At 62.8% G+C, this 18,603-nt stretch carries 16 protein-coding genes and 1 pseudogene; 10 read left to right on the forward strand and 7 right to left on the reverse strand.

From position 1 onward, the window contains the following. The first annotated feature begins 11 nt into the window (after positions 1 to 11). Both AC1L34_RS10610 and AC1L34_RS10615 read left to right on the forward strand, forming a co-directional pair. Positions 12 to 1,259 carry an alanine racemase gene (locus AC1L34_RS10610; RefSeq protein ID WP_424295497.1) on the forward strand — a complete coding sequence of 416 codons (1,248 nt, stop codon included), beginning with the start codon at positions 12 to 14 and terminating at the stop codon, positions 1,257 to 1,259. Next, on the forward strand, positions 1,256 to 2,575 hold the full coding sequence (locus AC1L34_RS10615; protein WP_424295498.1) for a D-arabinono-1,4-lactone oxidase: 1,320 nt from the start codon (positions 1,256 to 1,258) through the stop codon (positions 2,573 to 2,575). Before AC1L34_RS10610 ends, AC1L34_RS10615 begins: the two co-directional genes overlap by 4 nt. Positions 2,576 to 2,797: 222 nt before the next feature. On the opposite strand, the gene AC1L34_RS10620 is transcribed toward AC1L34_RS10615, so the two are convergent. From AC1L34_RS10620 to AC1L34_RS10640, 5 genes are all read right to left on the reverse strand, one after another. Next, complete coding sequence (locus AC1L34_RS10620; protein WP_424295500.1) at positions 2,798 to 3,256, reverse strand: hypothetical protein; 459 nt, start codon at positions 3,254 to 3,256, stop codon at positions 2,798 to 2,800. A gap of 249 nt (positions 3,257 to 3,505) precedes the next feature. Continuing rightward, positions 3,506 to 4,237, reverse strand: a complete 732-nt coding sequence (locus AC1L34_RS10625) for an enoyl-CoA hydratase (protein WP_424293944.1) — start codon at positions 4,235 to 4,237, stop codon at positions 3,506 to 3,508. 57 nt (positions 4,238 to 4,294) lie between these two features. Further along, positions 4,295 to 5,281, reverse strand: coding sequence for an oxidoreductase (locus tag AC1L34_RS10630; protein WP_424293943.1), 987 nt, complete (start codon positions 5,279 to 5,281; stop codon positions 4,295 to 4,297). A gap of 151 nt (positions 5,282 to 5,432) precedes the next feature. Next, positions 5,433 to 5,789 (reverse strand): FKBP-type peptidyl-prolyl cis-trans isomerase, encoded by a 357-nt coding sequence (locus AC1L34_RS10635; protein WP_424293407.1) that lies wholly within the window; start codon positions 5,787 to 5,789, stop codon positions 5,433 to 5,435. Between the two features lie 3 nt (positions 5,790 to 5,792). Continuing rightward, on the reverse strand, positions 5,793 to 7,103 hold the full coding sequence (locus AC1L34_RS10640; protein ID WP_424293406.1) for a citrate synthase: 1,311 nt from the start codon (positions 7,101 to 7,103) through the stop codon (positions 5,793 to 5,795). 145 nt (positions 7,104 to 7,248) lie between these two features. On the opposite strand from AC1L34_RS10640, the gene AC1L34_RS10645 reads away from it, so the two are divergent. From AC1L34_RS10645 to AC1L34_RS10660, 4 genes and pseudogenes are all read left to right on the forward strand, one after another. Then, positions 7,249 to 8,886, forward strand: coding sequence for a 5-oxoprolinase subunit B/C family protein (locus tag AC1L34_RS10645; RefSeq protein WP_424293405.1), 1,638 nt, complete (start codon positions 7,249 to 7,251; stop codon positions 8,884 to 8,886). A 43-nt stretch (positions 8,887 to 8,929) separates the two neighbouring features. Continuing rightward, positions 8,930 to 9,925, forward strand: coding sequence for an oxygenase MpaB family protein (locus tag AC1L34_RS10650; protein ID WP_424293404.1), 996 nt, complete (start codon positions 8,930 to 8,932; stop codon positions 9,923 to 9,925). 48 nt (positions 9,926 to 9,973) lie between these two features. Continuing rightward, positions 9,974 to 11,154: pseudogene (locus tag AC1L34_RS10655) on the forward strand (RtcB family protein). Positions 11,155 to 11,373: 219 nt separating this feature from the next. Then, entirely contained in the window at positions 11,374 to 12,339 is a 966-nt protein-coding gene (locus tag AC1L34_RS10660; protein ID WP_424295046.1) for an alpha/beta fold hydrolase, read from the forward strand. Here AC1L34_RS10660 and AC1L34_RS10665 read toward each other — a convergent pair. Both AC1L34_RS10665 and pdxH read right to left on the reverse strand, forming a co-directional pair. Continuing rightward, positions 12,336 to 13,625, reverse strand: coding sequence for an MFS transporter (locus tag AC1L34_RS10665; RefSeq protein WP_424295044.1), 1,290 nt, complete (start codon positions 13,623 to 13,625; stop codon positions 12,336 to 12,338). The genes AC1L34_RS10660 and AC1L34_RS10665 overlap by 4 nt on opposite strands. Beyond that, entirely contained in the window at positions 13,625 to 14,287 is a 663-nt protein-coding gene (gene pdxH / locus AC1L34_RS10670; protein ID WP_424295048.1) for a pyridoxamine 5'-phosphate oxidase, read from the reverse strand. Before pdxH ends, AC1L34_RS10665 begins: the two co-directional genes overlap by 1 nt. Before the next feature lie 94 nt (positions 14,288 to 14,381). On the opposite strand from pdxH, the gene AC1L34_RS10675 reads away from it, so the two are divergent. From AC1L34_RS10675 to AC1L34_RS10690, 4 genes are all read left to right on the forward strand, one after another. Beyond that, positions 14,382 to 15,170 (forward strand): hypothetical protein, encoded by a 789-nt coding sequence (locus tag AC1L34_RS10675; RefSeq protein ID WP_424295043.1) that lies wholly within the window; start codon positions 14,382 to 14,384, stop codon positions 15,168 to 15,170. Positions 15,171 to 15,182: 12 nt separating this feature from the next. After that, positions 15,183 to 15,845: a hypothetical protein gene (locus tag AC1L34_RS10680; protein WP_424325798.1), complete on the forward strand. Its 663-nt coding sequence runs from the start codon at positions 15,183 to 15,185 to the stop codon at positions 15,843 to 15,845. A 1,400-nt stretch (positions 15,846 to 17,245) separates the two neighbouring features. After that, entirely contained in the window at positions 17,246 to 17,659 is a 414-nt protein-coding gene (locus AC1L34_RS10685; RefSeq protein ID WP_480034759.1) for a DNA/RNA non-specific endonuclease, read from the forward strand. A 12-nt stretch (positions 17,660 to 17,671) separates the two neighbouring features. After that, entirely contained in the window at positions 17,672 to 18,394 is a 723-nt protein-coding gene (locus tag AC1L34_RS10690; protein ID WP_480034760.1) for a hypothetical protein, read from the forward strand. The last annotated feature ends 209 nt before the right edge of the window (positions 18,395 to 18,603 follow it).

Raw genomic sequence — 18,603 nt, forward strand, 5'->3', positions numbered from 1 at the left:
AGTGCTGCGCAATGACTACCGGCTTGCCCTACGTCACGGACCCGGAAGCGTACTGGGGCGGAATCAACGACGCGGTCGCGCGCGCCGGGCTCGACTCCCCGGTTATCGCCCTCGATCTTGGCGCCTTAGAACACAACATCGCCGACCTTCGCCGCCGTGCCGGTGGCGTCCCGATCCGCGTAGCCAGCAAATCGCTGCGCGTGCGCTCGGTCATCGACGACATCTTGGGCCGTGACGGTTTCGCTGGCGTCCTCGCCTACGACGTCGCCGAAGCTCACTGGCTGGCCGTCGAGTCGGGCATCACCGATGTGCTCCTCGGCTATCCGTCGGTGAAGCGTGGCGCGCTCGCCGAGTTGTTCGCCGACGAAACCGCCTGCGAACGAGTCACCCTGCTCGTTGACGACGTGGCACAACTCGACATCGTCGACTCCGTGCTGCCGCCGGAAAAGCGTCCGACCGTTCGGATCGCCATCGACCTCGACGCCTCTCTGCGCGCCGTCGCTGGCCACATTCACGTTGGCGTGCGTCGCTCCCCCATTCACAGCGTCGAGCAGGCACGAAGGCTTGCGCGAGCTATCGACTCACGCAAGGGTTTCCGCCTCGTCGGTGCGATGTCGTACGAGGCGCAGGTCGCCGGCGTCGGCAACGAAGTCGCTGGCAAGGCCCTGATGAATACCGCCGTGCAAGCGATGCAGGCCGTGTCGATGCGCGAACTCCGCCACCGGCGCGCGAAGGCGATTGCCGCCATGCGCGAGGTCGCCGATCTTGAGTTCGTCAACGGCGGCGGCACCGGTTCGCTCGAAGAGACGGCGAAAGACGCCGCCATCACCGACATCGCTGCGGGCAGCGGCTTCTTCGGCGGCCACCTGTTCGATACTTACAAACATTTCCAGCCCGCGCCCGCACTGTCGTTCGGGCTGGACGTGCTGCGTCGACCCGACCACGAAATCGTGACGTGCGCTGGCGGCGGCTGGATCGCTTCCGGGCCTCCCGGCCCCGACCGTCTCCCCAAGCCCGTGTGGCCCGCCGACCTGCAATTTGTCGGCACCGAGGCCGCAGGCGAAGTGCAAACGCCGTTGCAGGGTAAGGCTGCAGCGTCGCTGTCTGTGGGCGATAGAGTTTGGTTCCGGCACACCAAATCGGGTGAAGTATGCGAGCGTTCCGCGTCAGTCGCGCTCATTGAGCGCAGTGCTGACGGCGAGGCAAAGGTCGTCGACGTGGTCCCGACCTACCGTGGAGAAGGGAAGTGTTTCTTGTGAGCAATGCAGCGTCAGGAACGTGGAGCAACTGGGGCAATACCGCTAGCTGCACCCCCAACCGGTTGATCGTCCCGCAGAACGTTGATGAGTTGGCCGCAGATGTCGCCGCAGCTGCTGAGCGCGGCGATGTCGTCAAACCCGTCGGCGCAGGCCACAGTTTCTCGGAGATCGCCATCGCTCCCGGCATCCAGGTCTCGATGGCCGGGTTCAAGGGTGTACGCAGTTTTGACCCCGAAACCAAGCGGATCACGCTGGGTGCCGGAACCAACCTGCACCAAATCCCCGGCATCCTGGACCCGCTGGGCCTCGCGATGATCAACCTCGGTGACGTTGACCGGCAGACCGTTTCGGGCGCGACGTCGACCGGCACCCACGGCACCGGCGGCCAGTTTGGCGGCATCTCGACGCAGATCCGCGGGGTCACCCTCGTCGACGGCACAGGCAAGGTCCGCACCATTGGCGAGAACGATCCCGAGCTTAAGGCCGCCGCCCTCGGTCTCGGTGCTCTCGGCATCCTCACCGAAATCACCTTGCAGGTGACCGACGCGTACGCCATCGAAGCGATCGAAGCCCCCGGCGACGCCGATGAGACGATTGACAATTTCCTTGAGAATGTCGCCAACGTCGACCACTACGAGTTCTACTGGTTCCCGCACACCACCTGCACGCTTACCAAGACCAACACACGTCTACCTGCGAGCACGCCAGCGAGCGGGCCGGGCAAGGTCCGCCGCTACATCGATGATGAACTCCTGTCGAACGACTTGCTGCGAGTCCTGTGCACCATCGGCTCCAAGGCTCCGGCACTGGTTCCGGCGATCAGCCAGCTCACCGGGCGCGGACTGTCGGCCCGCCGCTACGTCGACCGGTCGGACAAGATCTTTATCTCCGACCGCGACGTCCGTTTCCGCGAAATGGAGTACGCGGTGCCGCTGGAGGCGGTCCCGGACGCTTTGCGCGAGGTGCGGTCGATGATCAATCGCCGCAAGTACAAGGTCAGCTTCCCGATTGAGGTGCGCGCCGCCGCTGCCGATGACCTCATGCTGTCGACAGCACACGGTCGTGCCAGCGGTTATATCGCCGTGCACCGCTACCACCGCGACGACGTGGCGGATTCCCACGCGTACTTCCGTGACGTCGAAGACATCATGATGGCGCATGGCGGTCGTCCCCACTGGGGCAAGATGCACAACCGCGACGCCGCCTACTTCGAGTCCGTCTACCCGAAGTTCAACGACTTCCTCGCCATCCGCGACAAGTTCGACCCCAACCGCACCTTCGCCAACCCCTACCTAACCCAAACCCTCGGCAAATAGCCCCACGCCCGCCATCCCTGACGGCCTATTTCGCTCCGCTCAATTCCGCTTTTCTGTCACGATTCGACCAGGCCGTCACCGATCACCGCGATCGGTGACGGTCTGGTCGAATGGGGCCACGGTTTTGTGACAGAAAGGTTCAGATTCGGGGCCCGCAGAACCGCCTGAGAGGGCCCGAGACGTTATCTCGCGGGAAATCTACGACGTGACAGCGTGCGAACCCTACGACGGCGGAGCGAGGACCGGGGTCCCAGTCAACGGCTGCTCGTCCAGCTGTTTGCGGATGCTGACAAGGGCGTTCTTCCCCGTCCATGTCGCGTCGGTGGAACAGACCGCAATGAACTCGTCCTCCAGCTTTCGTGCAGAGTCGACGACCTTCCGTGCGGCCGCATCGTTACCGTTGTCGATCGCCGCCTTCATCTCTGGCGTTAGGCGGTTGATCTGCACTGCAAGGTCTTTCGCACGACGCTGGTCGGGATCGGCGTCGTCGACCATCTTCACGTAAGTGTCGAATGGGATGATCGGCCCATCCGCGGACGGTGCCGAAGGTAGCTGCCAGCGCACGGCCTGTCGGGTGAACTCAGCGATTGATGGCCCGAGGACATCGCACGCCTCACCGAGCGTCTTCACCTGTGGACCTGCGGAAGCGTCGTCGGACCCGCAGCCCGAAAGCAGTGTCACGGATGCGAGGGCAACTCCTACCCAGGCTCTTCTACGCACGACGTTCCTCTCGGTACAGGCAAAGACTTACAAAGGTTACCGAGGTGCCGCTGCACGTCTAATTTGCGCCCCACAAATCTGCACTTTTCTGACGCAAAACGTCGTCGCGAAGCGACCAGACCGTCACCGATCGCAGTGATCGGTGACGGTCTGGTCGAATCGTGACAGAAAAGGGGCGGTTGAGCGGAGCGAAAAATACCGGTCGGGCGGCTAGCGGCCGGTGAAGACGGGGGCGCGCTTTTCGGTGCGGGCAACACGGCCCTCTTGGAGGTCATCGCTCATCCAGGCCGCGACTTGGGCGGCCGTGCGGTCTTCTGGGGCTTCGTCGCGGGCACCGTCACCGGTCAAAACCATCTTGTAGTGGCGGAGAGTGAGCGGAGCGTAGGTGGCGATCTCCGAAGCCCAATGCTGGGCGTCAGTAAGGTCACCGAGACGATTCGCGAAACCAACACTCAGCGCCTTATCGGCCGACAGCGGCTCACAACCCAAGAACATGCCTCGGGCATGACCGTCACCAGCCAGCGAAACGAGCCGACGAATCGTCCACTCGTCAACCGCCACCCCAATCTTCGCCGCCGGAATCCCGACAACCGAACCGGGCACCATCACCCGGAGGTCGGCGGCCATCGCCAACTGCAGACCGGCACCCAGCGCCGGACCGTTAATCGCGGCAATCACCGGGACGGGCGTCGCCTCAATCTGCGCGACGAGAGCAACCAACTTGGTAATGAACGCTTGGTCGTAGACGGGTCCGGAAAGGTCCGCGCCAGCGCTGAACACTGCACCGCGACCGGTCAGCACAATCGCTCGGGCACCGCCCTCAACCGCCTCGGTAAAAGCCGACGACAGGTCAGCGACCATCGCTTCGTCAAGGGCATTTCGCTTCTCTTCGCGGGCCAGCTCGATCGTTACAACCTGTCCGATGGCATTGCTCACAATCATGCGCAAATGCTATCGACCCATTCGGACATTCACCCGACCGGGGTCGCACCGCCTCAGCTAGATCGCCTTCACAATCCCCCGGCCGGTCGCTTCACCTGCAAGAATGCTGCTCAAGGCCGCAGGCAAGTCGTCGAGGCTCGTCTCGTAGATGAGCTTGTCTAGGTGGGCGGGCCGAAGGTCGGATTCGAGACGCCGCCACAAGCCGCGACGCACATCGGTGCTCGCCATCACCGAATCAATGCCTTCCAGCGTCACGCCGCGCAAGATAAACGGCATCACTGTCGTTTCCAGCCCAGCACCACCGGTAAGCCCGCTCGCAGCGACCGTCCCGCCGTACTGCGTCGTGGCCAAAACATACGCCAAGGTACGACCACCGACGCAATCAATGGCCGCCGCCCAACGTTGCTTGTCGAGCGGACGGATTTTCGCATCCGGATCCTCGGGGAGACGGCCGATCACCGACGATGCCCCGAGGCTCGTCAGAAGTTCGACGGCGTCGGCTTTGCCCGACGACGCAATCACTTCAAAGCCGCGCTTCGCCAGCAGGTCAACGCTCACCGTGCCGACGCCACCGCTGGCACCGGTCACCAGCACCGGCCCATCGGACGGCTGCACTCCCCGATTCAGGAGAGCCTGAACGCTCATCGCCGCAGTGAAGCCTGCGGTACCGATCGCGGCAGCTTCGCGGGTGCTCAATGCATCCAGTTTCATCGTCCAATCACTGGAAACCCGTGCGTACTCGGCATACCCGCCATGCTGGGCGGTGCCGATCGCATGCCCATGAGCGACCACCCGATCACCCGGGGAAAACAGGTTCGACGACGACTCGGTAACCACGCCAGCGACGTCGATCCCCGGAATGATCGGATAGGTGCGAACCACACCGCCGCGCGGCGTCACCGCAAGCGCATCCTTGTAGTTGATCGACGAATATTCCACGCGTACCGTGACGTCCCCTTCGGGAAGGAACGACTCGTCGACGTCTTCCCGCGCCAGGGTGATAACCCCGTCGTTTTCGCGGGCAACCATCGCGGTGAATGTCATTGGCAATCTCCTCGCTCGTATTTGAATCCCCTACCCGAGATCATCTGGGCAAATTCGGCCATTTTTGGCCAAATTGGGGATTCAACTACGAAGCTCACCCAAACCAAAGAGCCGCGTCGCAGATGCGACGCGGCTCTTCAAGAACAATCATTTAGACGCCAAGCAGGTCGATCACGAAGATCAAGGTCTTGCCCGACAGTCGGTGGCCAGCACCGGCCGGACCGTAGGCCAGCTCCGGCGGCACGACCAGCCGACGACGACCGCCGACCTTCATGCCGGGGATGCCCTCTTGCCATCCGGGGATGAGCGCTTCCAGCGGGAAGCGGGCCGACTGGCCGCGGTCCCACGACGAGTCGAACTCTTCGCCGGACTCAAACTCAACGCCAACGTAGTGCACGTCAACGGTGCCGCCGCGCTGCGCCTCGGGGCCCTCGCCAACCACCAGGTCGGTGATCTCCAAGCTGCTCGGTGCCGGGCCTTCGGGAAAATCAACTTCAGGCTTGCTCATGATTTAACGGTCCCCCATCTGGATGAAATCGCGCTCGGTGTAGCCGGTGTACAGCTGACGCGGGCGGCCAATCTTGGTGGTCGGGTCGTTGTGCATTTCACGCCAGTGCGCAATCCAACCGGGCAGGCGTCCGAGAGCGAACAGCACTGTGAACATGCGGGTCGGGAAGCCCATGGCCCGGTAGATGACGCCGGTGTAGAAGTCGACGTTCGGGTACAGGCGACGCTCGACGAAGTAGTCGTCGTTGAGGGCAACCTCTTCGAGGCCCTTGGCGATGTCGAGGAGTTCGTCGCTGACACCCAGGGATTCCAGGATCTGGTCGGCGGTCTTCTTGACGATCGCAGCACGCGGGTCGTAGTTCTTGTAGACGCGGTGCCCGAAGCCCATGAGCTTGACGCCGTCTTCCTTGTTCTTCACCTTGGTCATGAAGGCCTTGGTGTCGCCGCCGGAAGCGCGGATGTCGTCGAGCATTTCGAGCACGGCCTGGTTGGCGCCGCCGTGCAGCGGGCCCCACAGTGCGTTGATGCCGCCCGAGATGGACGTGAAGAGGTTGGCCTGCGACGATCCGACGAGGCGGACGGTCGACGTGGAGCAGTTCTGCTCGTGGTCGGCGTGCAGGATGAACAGCATGTCGAGGGCCTTGGCGACCTCGGGGTTCACCTCGTAAGGCTCGGCCGGGAAGCCGAATGTCATGCGGAGGAAGTTCTCGACCAGGCTCAACGAGTTGTCCGGGTACAGGAACGGCTGGCCCTGCGACTTCTTGTAGGCGTAGGCCGCGATGGTCGGCAGCTTCGCGAGGAGTCGGATGGTTGCCAGTTCGACCTGCTCGGGATCCTTGGGATCGAGCGAGTCCTGGTAGTAGGCGCTGAGCGCGTTGACGGCGCTCGAAACGACGGGCATCGGGTGCGCGTTGCGCGGGAAGCCGTCGAAGAAACGCTTCAGGTCCTCGTGCAGGAGGGTGTGACGCTGGATGCGGTTGGTGAATTCATCCAGCTGCGTCGGAGTTGGGAGCTCACCGTAAATCAGCAGGTAGCTGACCTCGATGAAGGTCGAGCCCTCGGCGAGCTGCTCGATCGGGTAGCCGCGGTAACGCAAGATGCCTGCGTCGCCGTCGATGTACGTGATCGACGACTTGGTGGCTGCCGTGTTGACGAAGCCTCCGTCGAACGTCGTCATACCTGTATCAGCCAGGAACTTCCCCAGCTCAACCGAGTCACTACCCTCGGTGGCCTTAAGGATGGGCAGGTCAATTTCGCCACCGGGATAGGTGAACTTACCTGTCGCCTGGTTGGTCACGTCCTTATCAACGGACACACAAACCCCTTATAACTCGCGGGTGAGCAGTTGCTGGGTAACAACCTAGTCGTGGTTCGACTCGGACGCCGCACGTGGGTCCCATGTTCAGCGCCGCGACATTTGTCGCGTGCTCAGCTTACTCATAAGTGGGTACCGTGTTGGAATGCGAGAGCTCCGTGCGGGCGGCGATGCGATCGTCTTGGACTTTCATGGCGTCGCGTTCAGCGAATCCGAGACCACCTCGGTGGCACATGAACTTCGTTCGGCAGTGCTTCGCGGGCGGCTCGCACCGTGCGATGTGGTGTCGTCCGCACAGGCGATCCTGATCGAGGCGCGGCCGGGTTCTGGACTCGACGAGCTCGGCGTACGACGGGTCGTTCGCCGGGCGCGGCGAGCCTTCGCCGCAAGCCATCGCGAACCGGAGACCGCCACCGATGTGGGGGCCGATGCCGTCATCCCAACGGTGTACGACGGGGCCGATCTCGCCGAGGCCGCCGAGCTCGTCGGAGTGAGTCCCAATCACCTCGCCCAAGCACATGCCCGGATCATCTGGAGGGCCCAATTCCTGGGCTTTGCACCGGGTTTCGCATATTTGGTTCCCCACCCGGCGAGCCCCCTCCGCGACGTCAAACTCCTCGCGCAGATCGCTCGACGTCCTCAATCTCGACCATCCGTGCCCGCCGGTTCGGTGGCCGTCGCGGCCGGATACGGCGCCATCTATCCGCGCGAAGGGCCCGGCGGTTGGTACCTGTTGGGTCACACCGATGCGCCGCTTTGGGAACCCAGCCGACGAGAGCCGGCGATGCTCGCCGCGGGGATGCTGGTGCGGTTTGTCGCCGTCGATTCGGCAGCGACACACGGACCGTCGGCCATGCAAAATCACGTCGATTCTGGCGACCCAAAAATGACCGACGCAGACCACCGAGCGATCTCGGTCACACCGGCGTCTTTGTCCGTTTTAAGCCCCGGATTGTTGGCCACAATTCAAGACTTTGGGCGCCCCGGGCTCGCCGATATGGGGGTCGCACGGTCGGGGGCAGCCGACCTTCCGGCCCTCGCGTTGGCGAACCGATTGGTCGGCAATCCAGAGGATGCCGCAGGAATCGAAATCACCCTCGGCGGATGGTCGGCGCGGACACAGCGGGCGGTCGTACTGGCAGTGACCGGTCCGGCGGTAGACGTCTTCGTCGACGACGTCCCGGTCGGTAGCCACGCAACCATCGAGGTTCCCGCCGAGGCGGTGGTGCGGGTGGGCACTCCGTCGCGCGGTGCACGCAACTATGTGGCTATCCGCGGGGGAATTCTGGCACCGCAGGAACTTGGTTCTGCGTCGACCGACTTGCTCTCGCACCTTGGCCCCCGACCGCTCCGCGCAGGCGACGAGATTCGGCTGCGTTCCGACGAACTCGATTGGCCAACAACGCAACTCGCCCCCGTTGGCAGCAGCCCACGGGTCGTCGAACTAGTTGCCGAAGTGGGACCGCGCGATGCGCGACTGATCGACGTCGACGTGCTGAGTGAAGGCCACTGGCAGGTGACGCCCGCGAGCAATCGGGTGGGGGTGCGCCTCGATCGCGTCGGGGATGCCCCACTTCCGGAGCATCGGGACCTCCCGGGCATGCTGTCGGAGGGCGTGCCGCTCGGCGGCATTCAGATTCCGCCTAGTGGGCAGCCGGTGATCTTCCTGGCCGACCATCCGGTGACCGGCGGATACCCGGTGGTCGCCGTGCTGACGACCGAATCCCTGTGGCTGGCTGCGCAATTGGTGGCGGGCGATGAAGTCCGACTAATCCTTCGATAGCGCGGCGATTGACAGGACTGAGACGCATCGATAGGTTCGTCTCATGACGCAGGTTGAGGCTGGTTCCCCGTCGACCGAATCCCTTGCCCCGCCGGGCCCCGACTCGGTGACGTGGCGCTACTTCGGCGACTGGCGCGGCATCCTGATGGGCCTGTGGTCGGGGTCCATGCAAAACATGCATCCCAAACTGGCCGCAGGCGTGTGGGACCACTCCGACTTCTTCGGCGAACGATGGGAACGACTCAACCGATCGCTGTACCCAATCAGCGGCGTCGTGTTCGACCGCACGCCCGAAACCGGTCGCACGGTCCGCGACTATCACCGCACCATCAAGGGGACGATGGACAACGGCGAGCGCTATCACGCGCTCGACCCGGACGTCTTCTATTGGGCGCACGCCACGTTTTGGTACGGCAATATCCGCTGCGCCGAGGCCTTCGGACCGCCGATCTCCGAGGCCGACAAGCGTCGCCTCTTCGACGAGTCGCGCGGTTGGTACGCACAGTACGGCGTCAGCATGCGGCCCTGTCCGGACACGTACGAGGACTTCCTTGAGTATTGGGACCACATGTGCCGGTACGTGCTGCGCGACCATCAGGCCGTCCGCACCGTCCTCGACATCACCACCTTGCCAAAGCCGCCGTGGATGCCGGGGATTGTCCCGAACTGGCTGTGGCGCATCCAGATTCAGCAGATTCAACGCTTCTACATGTGGGTTACGACCGGCCTCTACGATGAGCCGATCCGCGAAATGATGGGCCTGAAGTGGTCCGATGCCGATCAGCGCCGGTTCCGATTGTTTGGCCGCTTCGTCCACACGACGATGAGCCTGGTGCCCAAGAGGTACCGTCGCCACCCCCGAGCCCGCGATGCCGATGATCGCTTGACCGGCCGCGTCGCCCCCGACGCCCCACTCCTGGAAACACCTGCCCGCAACCTGCCGTCGGGTGCCGAGCGCGACAACCCGATCCATTACTGCCCCGTGCATGCCAAACGTCGCGCGAATCTGCCGTGGAACACCAACGAGGTCAACGACTAAAAGTAAAAGGGTGGACCGGCAACGCGATCGCCGGTAGAAATGACCGCCATGCCCGAAATGATTGCACCCAAGGTCCTGAACTACGCCTCCAGCCTTGAAGAAAAGACGCTGGCCCAGGCACGTCAGACCGCATCAATGCCTTTCGTGCACTCGCATATCGCATTGATGCCCGACGCCCACCATGGGTTGGGGTCGGCGGTCGGCACCGTGATCCCAACGTTGAACGCGGTGATCCCCGCAGCCGTTGGCGTCGACATCGGCTGCGGCATGATCGCCGTCGAAACGCACCTGACCGCGTCCGACATCGCTGGCCTCGATCTGGCGGCGCTGCGTGATTCGGTGGAATCGGCGATCCCACTGTCGCCCGGCGTCTACAACTCGGGGACCGGCCGCTACGACTTCACTCAGGCCCGCCTCGACGAGCTGACGGAACTGGCCGAGCGCACCGGCGTCGACCTGAGTCACTCGCCGACGTGGCAGCGGCAGCTGGGGTCCCTGGGCGGCGGCAACCACTTTATTGAGTTGTGCCTCGACGAACGCGACCACGTGTGGCTGTTTCTGCACTCTGGGTCTCGCGGGGTTGGCAACAAGATCGCGAAGAAGCACATCAAGATCGCCGAACGCCTCTGCAAGCAGTGGTGGATTGAGCTGCCGACGCCCGAGCTTGCATACCTGCCGCAGGGCACGCCCGAGTTCAGCGCCTACCTCGCCGACCTGAAGTGGGCGCAGAAGTTTGCGCTCGAGAACCGTGGCGAAATGATGGACCGCTTTGTGCGCGCCGTCGAACATTGGACGGGCCCGACCGCGACAGCATCGAGACCGACCGCGTGAACTGCCACCACAACTACACGGTGCAGGAAAAGCACCACGGCAAGACGGTGTGGCTCACCCGAAAGGGTGCGATCCATGCCGGCGACGGTGTCCGGGGCGTCATCCCGGGTTCCATGGGCACACGGTCGTATGTGGTGCGAGGTAAAGGAAGCAAGGCCGGATTGGATTCGGCGCCGCACGGTGCCGGACGCCGGTTCTCGCGGACCGAAGCCAGGCGCCGCTTCACCGCCGACGACCTCGCCGCCCGCATGGTCGGCATCGAATACCGGCACGGCGAAGCATGGGTCGACGAGATCCCCGACGCCTACAAGGACATCGACCAGGTGATGGAAGACGCCCGCGACCTCGTCGACGTCGAACACACCCTTCGCCAGATCCTGAACGTTAAGGGCACGTAGCAGGGGCTTTGTGCCCCGGGATTTTCCCCTTTTCTGTCACATCCACGGGTCCGGCGTCCGCCAGACCGTCACCGAACGCATCGTTTGGTGACGGTCTGGTCGAATCGTGACAGAAAAGGGGAAAGACGGAGCGGAGCGACGGCGCGTACGTAAGGTCAAGCGGAGTCTGGGCCGTCCAACTGACTACCGTCCACCTGCCCCGAAACAAGGAGCCTTCCTATGCCTGCGCCGCTGGTTCACCGTTCCGTCGAGGTTGGCGACATCACCATGCGCGTCACCGAGCAGGGCGAAGGTACGCCGATTGTGTTGTGCCACGGCTTCCCTGGCCTTGCCTACAGTTGGCGGCACCAGTTGACGGCGTTGTCGGACGCCGGTTTTCGGGTCATCGCACCCGACATGCGCGGCTACGGCGGCACCGACGCCCCAACTGACGTTGCCGCCTACGACCGCACGCACACTGTCGCCGATCTCACCGGGCTGCTCGATGCCCTCGGGATCGACGATGCCGTGTTCGGCGGCCATGACTTTGGGGCCCACCTGACCTGGGATCTCCCTGCGCTCGCACCCGACCGCGTGCGGGCCCTCATCCAATTGAGCGTGCCCCGCATGCCGCGGCAAAAGATCCGACCGACCGACGGTTTCGCCTACATGGCGTCCAAGCACTTCGTGCACTTCCACTACTTCCAGGAGTACGGCGTCGCCGACCGCGAGTTGGACGCTGCGCCCCGCGAGTTTCTCGGCAAGATTTTTCACGCGCTGTCGGGCGACGGGAACTACCTCGATTGCTGGAAGTTCCCGACCGAAGGCAACGGCTACCTCGACGTTCTCCCCGATCCGCCCGCACTCCCCTGGCCGTGGCTGACGCAGGAATCGTTCGACCATTACGTCGACGAATTCACCCGCACCGGCTTCACCGGCGGCCTCAACTGGTACCGCGCCGAAGACCTCGTCTGGGAGCAGATGGCCGAACTCCACGACCAACCCGTCACCGTCCCGACCCTGTTCATCGCTGGCGCAGAAGACCCGGTGCTGACCATGATGGGCAGCAAAGCTCTGGATCTCACGGCGCAGATGACGCCCGGACTGCGGCGGTCGTTGATCGTTCCCGGTGCCGGTCATTTTGTGCAGATGGAAGCTGCCGAGCAGGTCAACGACGCCATGATCGAGTTTCTGAACGACCTTTAAGTGGCGTCGGTTTCTTTCAACGACGTCCGGTAGCGCCAGAACACCGGGACTGCGAAGGCCGCGACCACCGTGAGCACTACTACCAGGATGCCGCCGCCAGCGAAGGTCACGGCGGTGCCGACCATCGCGGCCGACGCACCGTGGGTCACGTCGGCGATGCGCGGTCCGCCAGCCACGACCACGATGAAGACACCCTGTAGGCGGCCGCGGACGTCGTCGTTGGCGGCCGACTGCAGCATCGTCTGACGGAACGCAGCCGACGCCATGTCGGCGGCACCACCGATCATCAAAGCGACGATCACAATCGGCAAGATCGGCAGCATGGTGCCGTGGGCAAAGATCAGGACACCGCCAGCGACGACGATCGACAGTCCCCAAATGATGATGCAGATGATGACGGCCATACCCTGCCGTCGCACATGCGACACCCATCCCGACAGCACGCCTCCGACCACCGCGCCGAGCGGGATCGCAATAAAGAGGAGCGCGAAGGCGAGGCCGCCGTCGGTGGGGCCGCCGAAACTTTCATGCGCGATCTGCGGGAACAGGGCGCGCGGCATGCCGAAGATCATGGCGATGAGGTCGACGACGAACGACATCAGGAGCACTTTGTGGCCCTTGAGGTAGACAAGGCCGTCGATCACTGATTTGAAGCCGGCCGTCGGTTTGTCCATACCGGGCGTGTGTTCGGGAGGCAGCGGTGGCAGCGTGACGACGGCCCACAGCGTCGCGAACAGGAACACGGCGTCGGCCGCGTACAGCATCGAGAACCCGATGAACGGGATCAGCGCCCCGCCCACCAGCGGCCCGGCGATGGCTCCGGCCTGCATCACCGTCATGTTGAGGGAGTTCGCGGCGGGGAGCTGTTCCATCGAAATGATGCGCGGCAGCACGGCGGTCCGCGTCGGCTGGTTGACCGCAAAGAAGCCTTGCTGAACAGCAAAGATCATCAGCAGCAGCCACACATTATTGAGGTCGGCCGCCGCTTGCGCCCAGAAGGCCGCCGACGTGACGATGAGACCGATCGTGGTGACGATGAGGATGCGGCGACGGTCGTAGGTGTCGGCGAGGGCCCCGCCCCACAGGCCAAAAACGACGAGCGGCACGAGCCCGAAGATGCCCGCCAGGCCGACGTAGGCGGAGCTGCCGGTGATGGCGTACAGCTGCGCGGGCACGGCTACCACCGTCAGCTGCGCGCCGATGACCGTAATGATGTTGGCGGTCCAGAGCCGCCGGAAGTAGATATTTTGCAGCGGTCGCGTGTCGGCGAATATCCGCTTGGCCATTAGGGCTGGAGCCGCTCGAGGCGCCATCCGTCAGCGGTCCGGACGGCCCGCGCCCGATTGTGCAGGCGGTTGGCACGGCCCTGCCAGAATTCGACGATTTCTGGTTCGAGCCGATAGCCGCCCCAGGCTTCGGGAACCGGGATGAGTTCGTCGTCGCCGAATCGCTCGGCGGCAGCGCGGGCCGCTTCCTCGAGTTCAGCTCGCGACCCGATGGGCTGCGACTGTGCCGACGCGTACCCGGACAGTTGGGATCCGCGCGGTCGCGAATCCCAATAGCGTTGGGTCTCTTCGGGATCCACTTTGACGACGGGCCCACGGAAGTGGACCTGGCGTTCCATCGCGATCCAGGGGAAGGTCACGGACGCATACGGGTTGGCGGCCAACGCCAGCCCCTTTTGGGATTCGTAGCCGGTAAAGAAGACGATCCCCGCGTCACTGACGCCTTTGCACAGCACGGTCCGCGTTGCTGGGTGTCCGTCTGCGTCGACCGTCCCGATCACCATCGCGTTCGGTTCGGGAATCCGCGTGGCCACCGCCTCTGCCAGCCAGGCGTCGAACAGTTCGCGCCATGGCGGTTCCCCGGTCAGCCACGTCGGATCCAGATTCGCCGCGACCCCGTCGGCCCCCGCGGCGTCATCGCCTGCCTGATATCCGACGCGCATCCCAGGCAGATCCACTAGCTTTCTCACGCTGTCGATACTAGTGCCCCGTACCTCGATTGACTGAGCCGCGGAGTCCGCGATGTACCTTGTTGAGGTGTTCAGCGACCACCGCCGCCTGCGCGCAGCAGTTGCGTTTGAGCGGCGGACTGCCGTGACTGACTGGCGTCCTCGCAAAATTGCGGTCGTGCCCCTGAGTAGCGACGCACCGGTGGCACTTATTGCCGCGGTGATCGCGCGCGTTTGGACGACTGTGAAGCGACAAGAAGTCGCAGTGTTTGATCCTTCTGCAACAGGCCAAAGCGCGAGGTCACTGCGAGCGGGCTCCGATGTCGGACGGCTCTTAGATTTGATGGACGTCGACTCTGCGACGGTGCCGCGCAAGGAGATCGACGACTACTTGAGTTTTCCTGCCGATGGCCCCATCGCGCTACTAGCCCTAGGCATAGGCGACCCATCCCTGGCACAGTTCGAAGTCCAATTGACGTGCGACGTTCTGGCGCGACGGTTCCGCTCGACGATCACCGTGATAGATCCGACGGTCGCCGATGACCTCATGCAGCCAGCGCTTCGGAAGGTCACTCACGTCGTTGGGGTATCTCCGGATACCGTGCCGCCGGGCTGGTTGTGGACAGGCCAGCACCCACTCTCACGTTTCCGCGACGCTGGTCGGCTGACCGTAGTCACGCTTGGCGCACACGATGAGAGAGATACCGTGCAATTTCCGAATGTCGTCGACCTCACGCCTGCGCTTGCCGATATGAACCTCACAAGGGATGCCTGGTCTTGGTCGCCGCCACCTGATTACAGATTGCTGGGTCCGGCCGGTTCGATCGCGATGCTCCGGTTGGCGCAGACCTTGTTCACCGACCATCTTGAGAGCTGAGGACCTAGCACCATGAGTGTTCCGTCAATCACAGCACCGGCTGGGGTCCCTGCGCCATCGGGCAATACCACCGTTCCGGACTACAGCTCGACGCCGATCGAAACGCTCGGCGGAACGAATGTTCAGACTGGCGATGTGGCAGCCCCGGCGTCGACTCTGCCAACCGGCTATATCCAGAAGCTCGAGGTGGAGCGCGACGGCGTCGGAGAGTGCACCGTCGATGACCCCGACGGAGACGGTTCCCCGGGGGTCGCACTGGCCGATAGTCCGGAGGTTCCCGTTGCAGAGCAGGTAGGCGTTGGCGGCGCGGTCCTGACGGAAGCTGCCGGGCAGGAGCCCGGTCACACTTGGGAGACGACATTCAATGGCGGCAAGGTCGTCAATGTCATCCCCGAAGGCAATGGCGACCAGACCGTTGATCAGGTCTTTTATGACGCGGCGGGCAATGTCGTGTCCCGTCAGCGGGTGGTCTCCAACGGGGAGGGCGGATTCCAACGCTGGAGTAGCGATTCCAACGGACAGTCGGGCTACCAGTCCCAACTTGAGCCTGGTGCGGTGGTGACGGGGCCAACTGGTCGCCCGGCGCTGACCCGGCCAATGACGGGGCGGCTTCGGCTTTTGTTCAGCGGTGGACGGCCGCGAGACAGTGACCAGCAGCTATGGTCCGACCGGTGAAACAGTCACGGTGTCGCAGAAGATCGGATCGAACTGGGAGCATTCGAGCACGGCACCCGACGGAAGTGTGACCCTGGTCAAAACAGATTCCTCGGGCGCTTCCTCGGTGACGGGAAAGATCGACGCTCGCGGGTCCGGATGGCTCATTAATGACGCGGGCCAGAAGGTGACGACCTACAAGGATCCGGCTGGCTCACCTGTCTATATGTCAACCAACCCGGAAACAGGGTCTCGCACCTTCACTTACATCGACGCCAAGACTGGGCTACAACAAAGTCAGATCACTGATAAATCCGGCAAGGTCATCGGGCGAATCAACTATGGCAAAGATGGCAAAATCACCTCCGGTCGCCTGAATGAAGACGGCGTCCTCACAAAATGGAATAACGGCACAGTCACTCAACGAATTGGCGGTTCCGACGGGACTTGGATCGAGATCAGCACTTCGCCCGACGGTAACCGGACTGCGAAAACCTCCGACGGGCGGACCGCAACTGCCAAGCCGGGTGAGGATCTCAACGCCGCGCTGAATCCGCCAGACACCCGCTTAGGGATCCGGAAATTGTGGGACGGTGCGTGGGACTCAGGAAAAGGCACGGTGAACGGCCTAAAGTCAATGGTCGGCGTAGGGCCAGACGGTACATTCGACACTTGGAAGGGTCTCGGCGAAGGCCTTCTAAAAACTGGGATTATGACCAGTGGTGCCATCTTCTATTACAACGAGTACAAGCAAGCCACCGACCCCGACTTCGTCCGCACCGACACAATCGGAGACCACTACGCGTGGGTCACCGAAGCCCTCGTCGGAGTTGACTTCCGAGACTTCGCTGGGGAAGACCCATGGGGAACGAGCGGAAAACTCATCCTTGGCGTCGGCCTCGCCGTCATACCGGTCAAGGGATTGTCTGCACTCAAAGGACGCCCCCGGAAGATCAGTACCGGTGCCCCGAGCCCTAAAGCACCGATCCCGTCAACGACGATGCCTAAAACTCACCAACCCGGAACGACCCTGAGCACGCCGGCAGTCCCCAGACAAGCACCGCGGCCAACAATCCCCGAACGACCCATCACGCCACACCCGGCACCCGACCTCCCACCCCCAAAGACCACCCCCAAGGCAAACCCCACCAACCCCGCCCCCGACCTCGCACCAACGGCCCCAACACCGCCAACTCCTAAACCCAAACCACTCCCCGAGACCCCACACCCACCAAGCCTTCCCCCGGAAGGCCCCCAACCCAACTCGCCCAGCACCCCCCACTGGACCGAGCAAGGCTCCGAACGCACCCGCGCCCGGAACCAAACCGCGGACCCAACTCCAAGAAGTCCATCTAGACTCCGGGACAAAGGGAGCCTGGAAAAAGGAACTAAACAAACCCCAGCCAAATACCCGCTACATCGTGAACCGCGGCCGGTTCATCTACGAGACCGACGCGCTCGCCCGAGTAGTCCGAGCCACCGGAAAAATCGACCAGCTAATCACGGCCGCACGCAACACGTACCAACAAAGAATTGCCGGCGGAAAGTTCCGACTCCCCACCGACGACGGCGGCCACCTATTCGCCACCATGTTCGGCGGCCCCGGCGAAGCCATCAACATCATCGCAATGCGAAGAACCCTGAACCGCCTAGCCAGGCGCGAGTACTGGAATATGGAGAACGGATGGAAAGACCTCCTCAAACAATCCAACCAAATTGGAGACGTAGAGATTTCGATCGACTATCCCGGCATATCTAGCCGACCTGGCTTAATTAAGGTGAAATGGGTCGACCCCATTACCGGAAATCCAAACGAGCAATACTTTCGAAACTAAGGAGGCAACTCGATGATCAACAAAGAACTCGAATTACAAACAGAGCTCGCGACGAACTTATTTCACTCAATCAAATGCAACCAGCCGTGGGATACCGCAACTCTAACCGCGCGATGCCTCTACGCCCGCTCGGAATTCGAACTCAAGTTCTCTAAAAACGGCGAGTTAGTACATCGAGACTTCACTCCTGACGACGTTAGTCGACTAATTCATCCTCTCCGAGACGCGATGGCGAGGGAATCAGGCGCATGGTTCTCTATGAACCTCAACATGAGGGCCGACGGTTCCTACGAGTTCGAGTTCAACTACGACAACAAACCAGACTGGAATATCGACCCATCACCCGAGACATACCTCGATGACCTGGAAAAGTTTCCGCGCCCGAGCGACCAAATCCCTGCCTGGCATCCAGCATTCGGCCGAGACCTCGCCTCAACCTTTGACCCAACACCCCTGGAATACGAAGTCGCGATGATGCTCTACAACACCGCACTACAAACTCAAGGATGGGACAAAACCCAACTCACCGTTACTGGATTCAACTCCGAAACACCATCGGCCGTCGCCCAATGCGACTCTGGGCTCACCATGCTCGCCGAGTACCAGATACCCATCACCGCAGAATCACCGATCGTCACGCTCCACCACACCATGACCGCCAACGGTCGACCGTGGGACTCGATGACACTATGGCTCGAAGCCGACGACGGAACCTTCATCACCACTTACCAATAGCCAACACCAGGCCCCCTTGCCGTATCCGCGGCCAGGTCGCATACGAGACCGACGCACTCGCCCGAGTAGTCCGAGCCACCGGAAAAATCGACCGGCTAATCACGGCCGCACGCAACATCGACATCCAAACAAAGCAAATCATCGACCGGTGACGTTCGCGTAGTTCGTCGGTCTTCGCTCCGTCTGGGACGGAGCGAAGACCAACGAAC

Source organism: Gordonia sp. 34D (assembly GCF_056682775.1).

What these genes read in the sequence shown, in the direction of transcription:
- AC1L34_RS10610 (WP_424295497.1), top strand. Translation starts at nt 12, where the DNA reads ATGACTACCGGCTTGCCCTACGTCACGGACCCGGAAGCGTACTGGGGC.
- AC1L34_RS10625 (WP_424293944.1), bottom strand. Translation starts at nt 4,237, where the DNA reads ATGATTGTGAGCAATGCCATCGGACAGGTTGTAACGATCGAGCTGGCC.
- AC1L34_RS10630 (WP_424293943.1), bottom strand. Translation starts at nt 5,281, where the DNA reads ATGACATTCACCGCGATGGTTGCCCGCGAAAACGACGGGGTTATCACC.
- AC1L34_RS10635 (WP_424293407.1), bottom strand. Translation starts at nt 5,789, where the DNA reads ATGAGCAAGCCTGAAGTTGATTTTCCCGAAGGCCCGGCACCGAGCAGC.
- AC1L34_RS10645 (WP_424293405.1), top strand. Translation starts at nt 7,249, where the DNA reads ATGCGAGAGCTCCGTGCGGGCGGCGATGCGATCGTCTTGGACTTTCAT.
- AC1L34_RS10650 (WP_424293404.1), top strand. Translation starts at nt 8,930, where the DNA reads ATGACGCAGGTTGAGGCTGGTTCCCCGTCGACCGAATCCCTTGCCCCG.
- AC1L34_RS10660 (WP_424295046.1), top strand. Translation starts at nt 11,374, where the DNA reads ATGCCTGCGCCGCTGGTTCACCGTTCCGTCGAGGTTGGCGACATCACC.
- AC1L34_RS10665 (WP_424295044.1), bottom strand. Translation starts at nt 13,625, where the DNA reads ATGGCCAAGCGGATATTCGCCGACACGCGACCGCTGCAAAATATCTAC.
- pdxH (WP_424295048.1), bottom strand. Translation starts at nt 14,287, where the DNA reads ATGCGCGTCGGATATCAGGCAGGCGATGACGCCGCGGGGGCCGACGGG.
- AC1L34_RS10680 (WP_424325798.1), top strand. Translation starts at nt 15,183, where the DNA reads ATGAGTGTTCCGTCAATCACAGCACCGGCTGGGGTCCCTGCGCCATCG.
- AC1L34_RS10690 (WP_480034760.1), top strand. Translation starts at nt 17,672, where the DNA reads ATGATCAACAAAGAACTCGAATTACAAACAGAGCTCGCGACGAACTTA.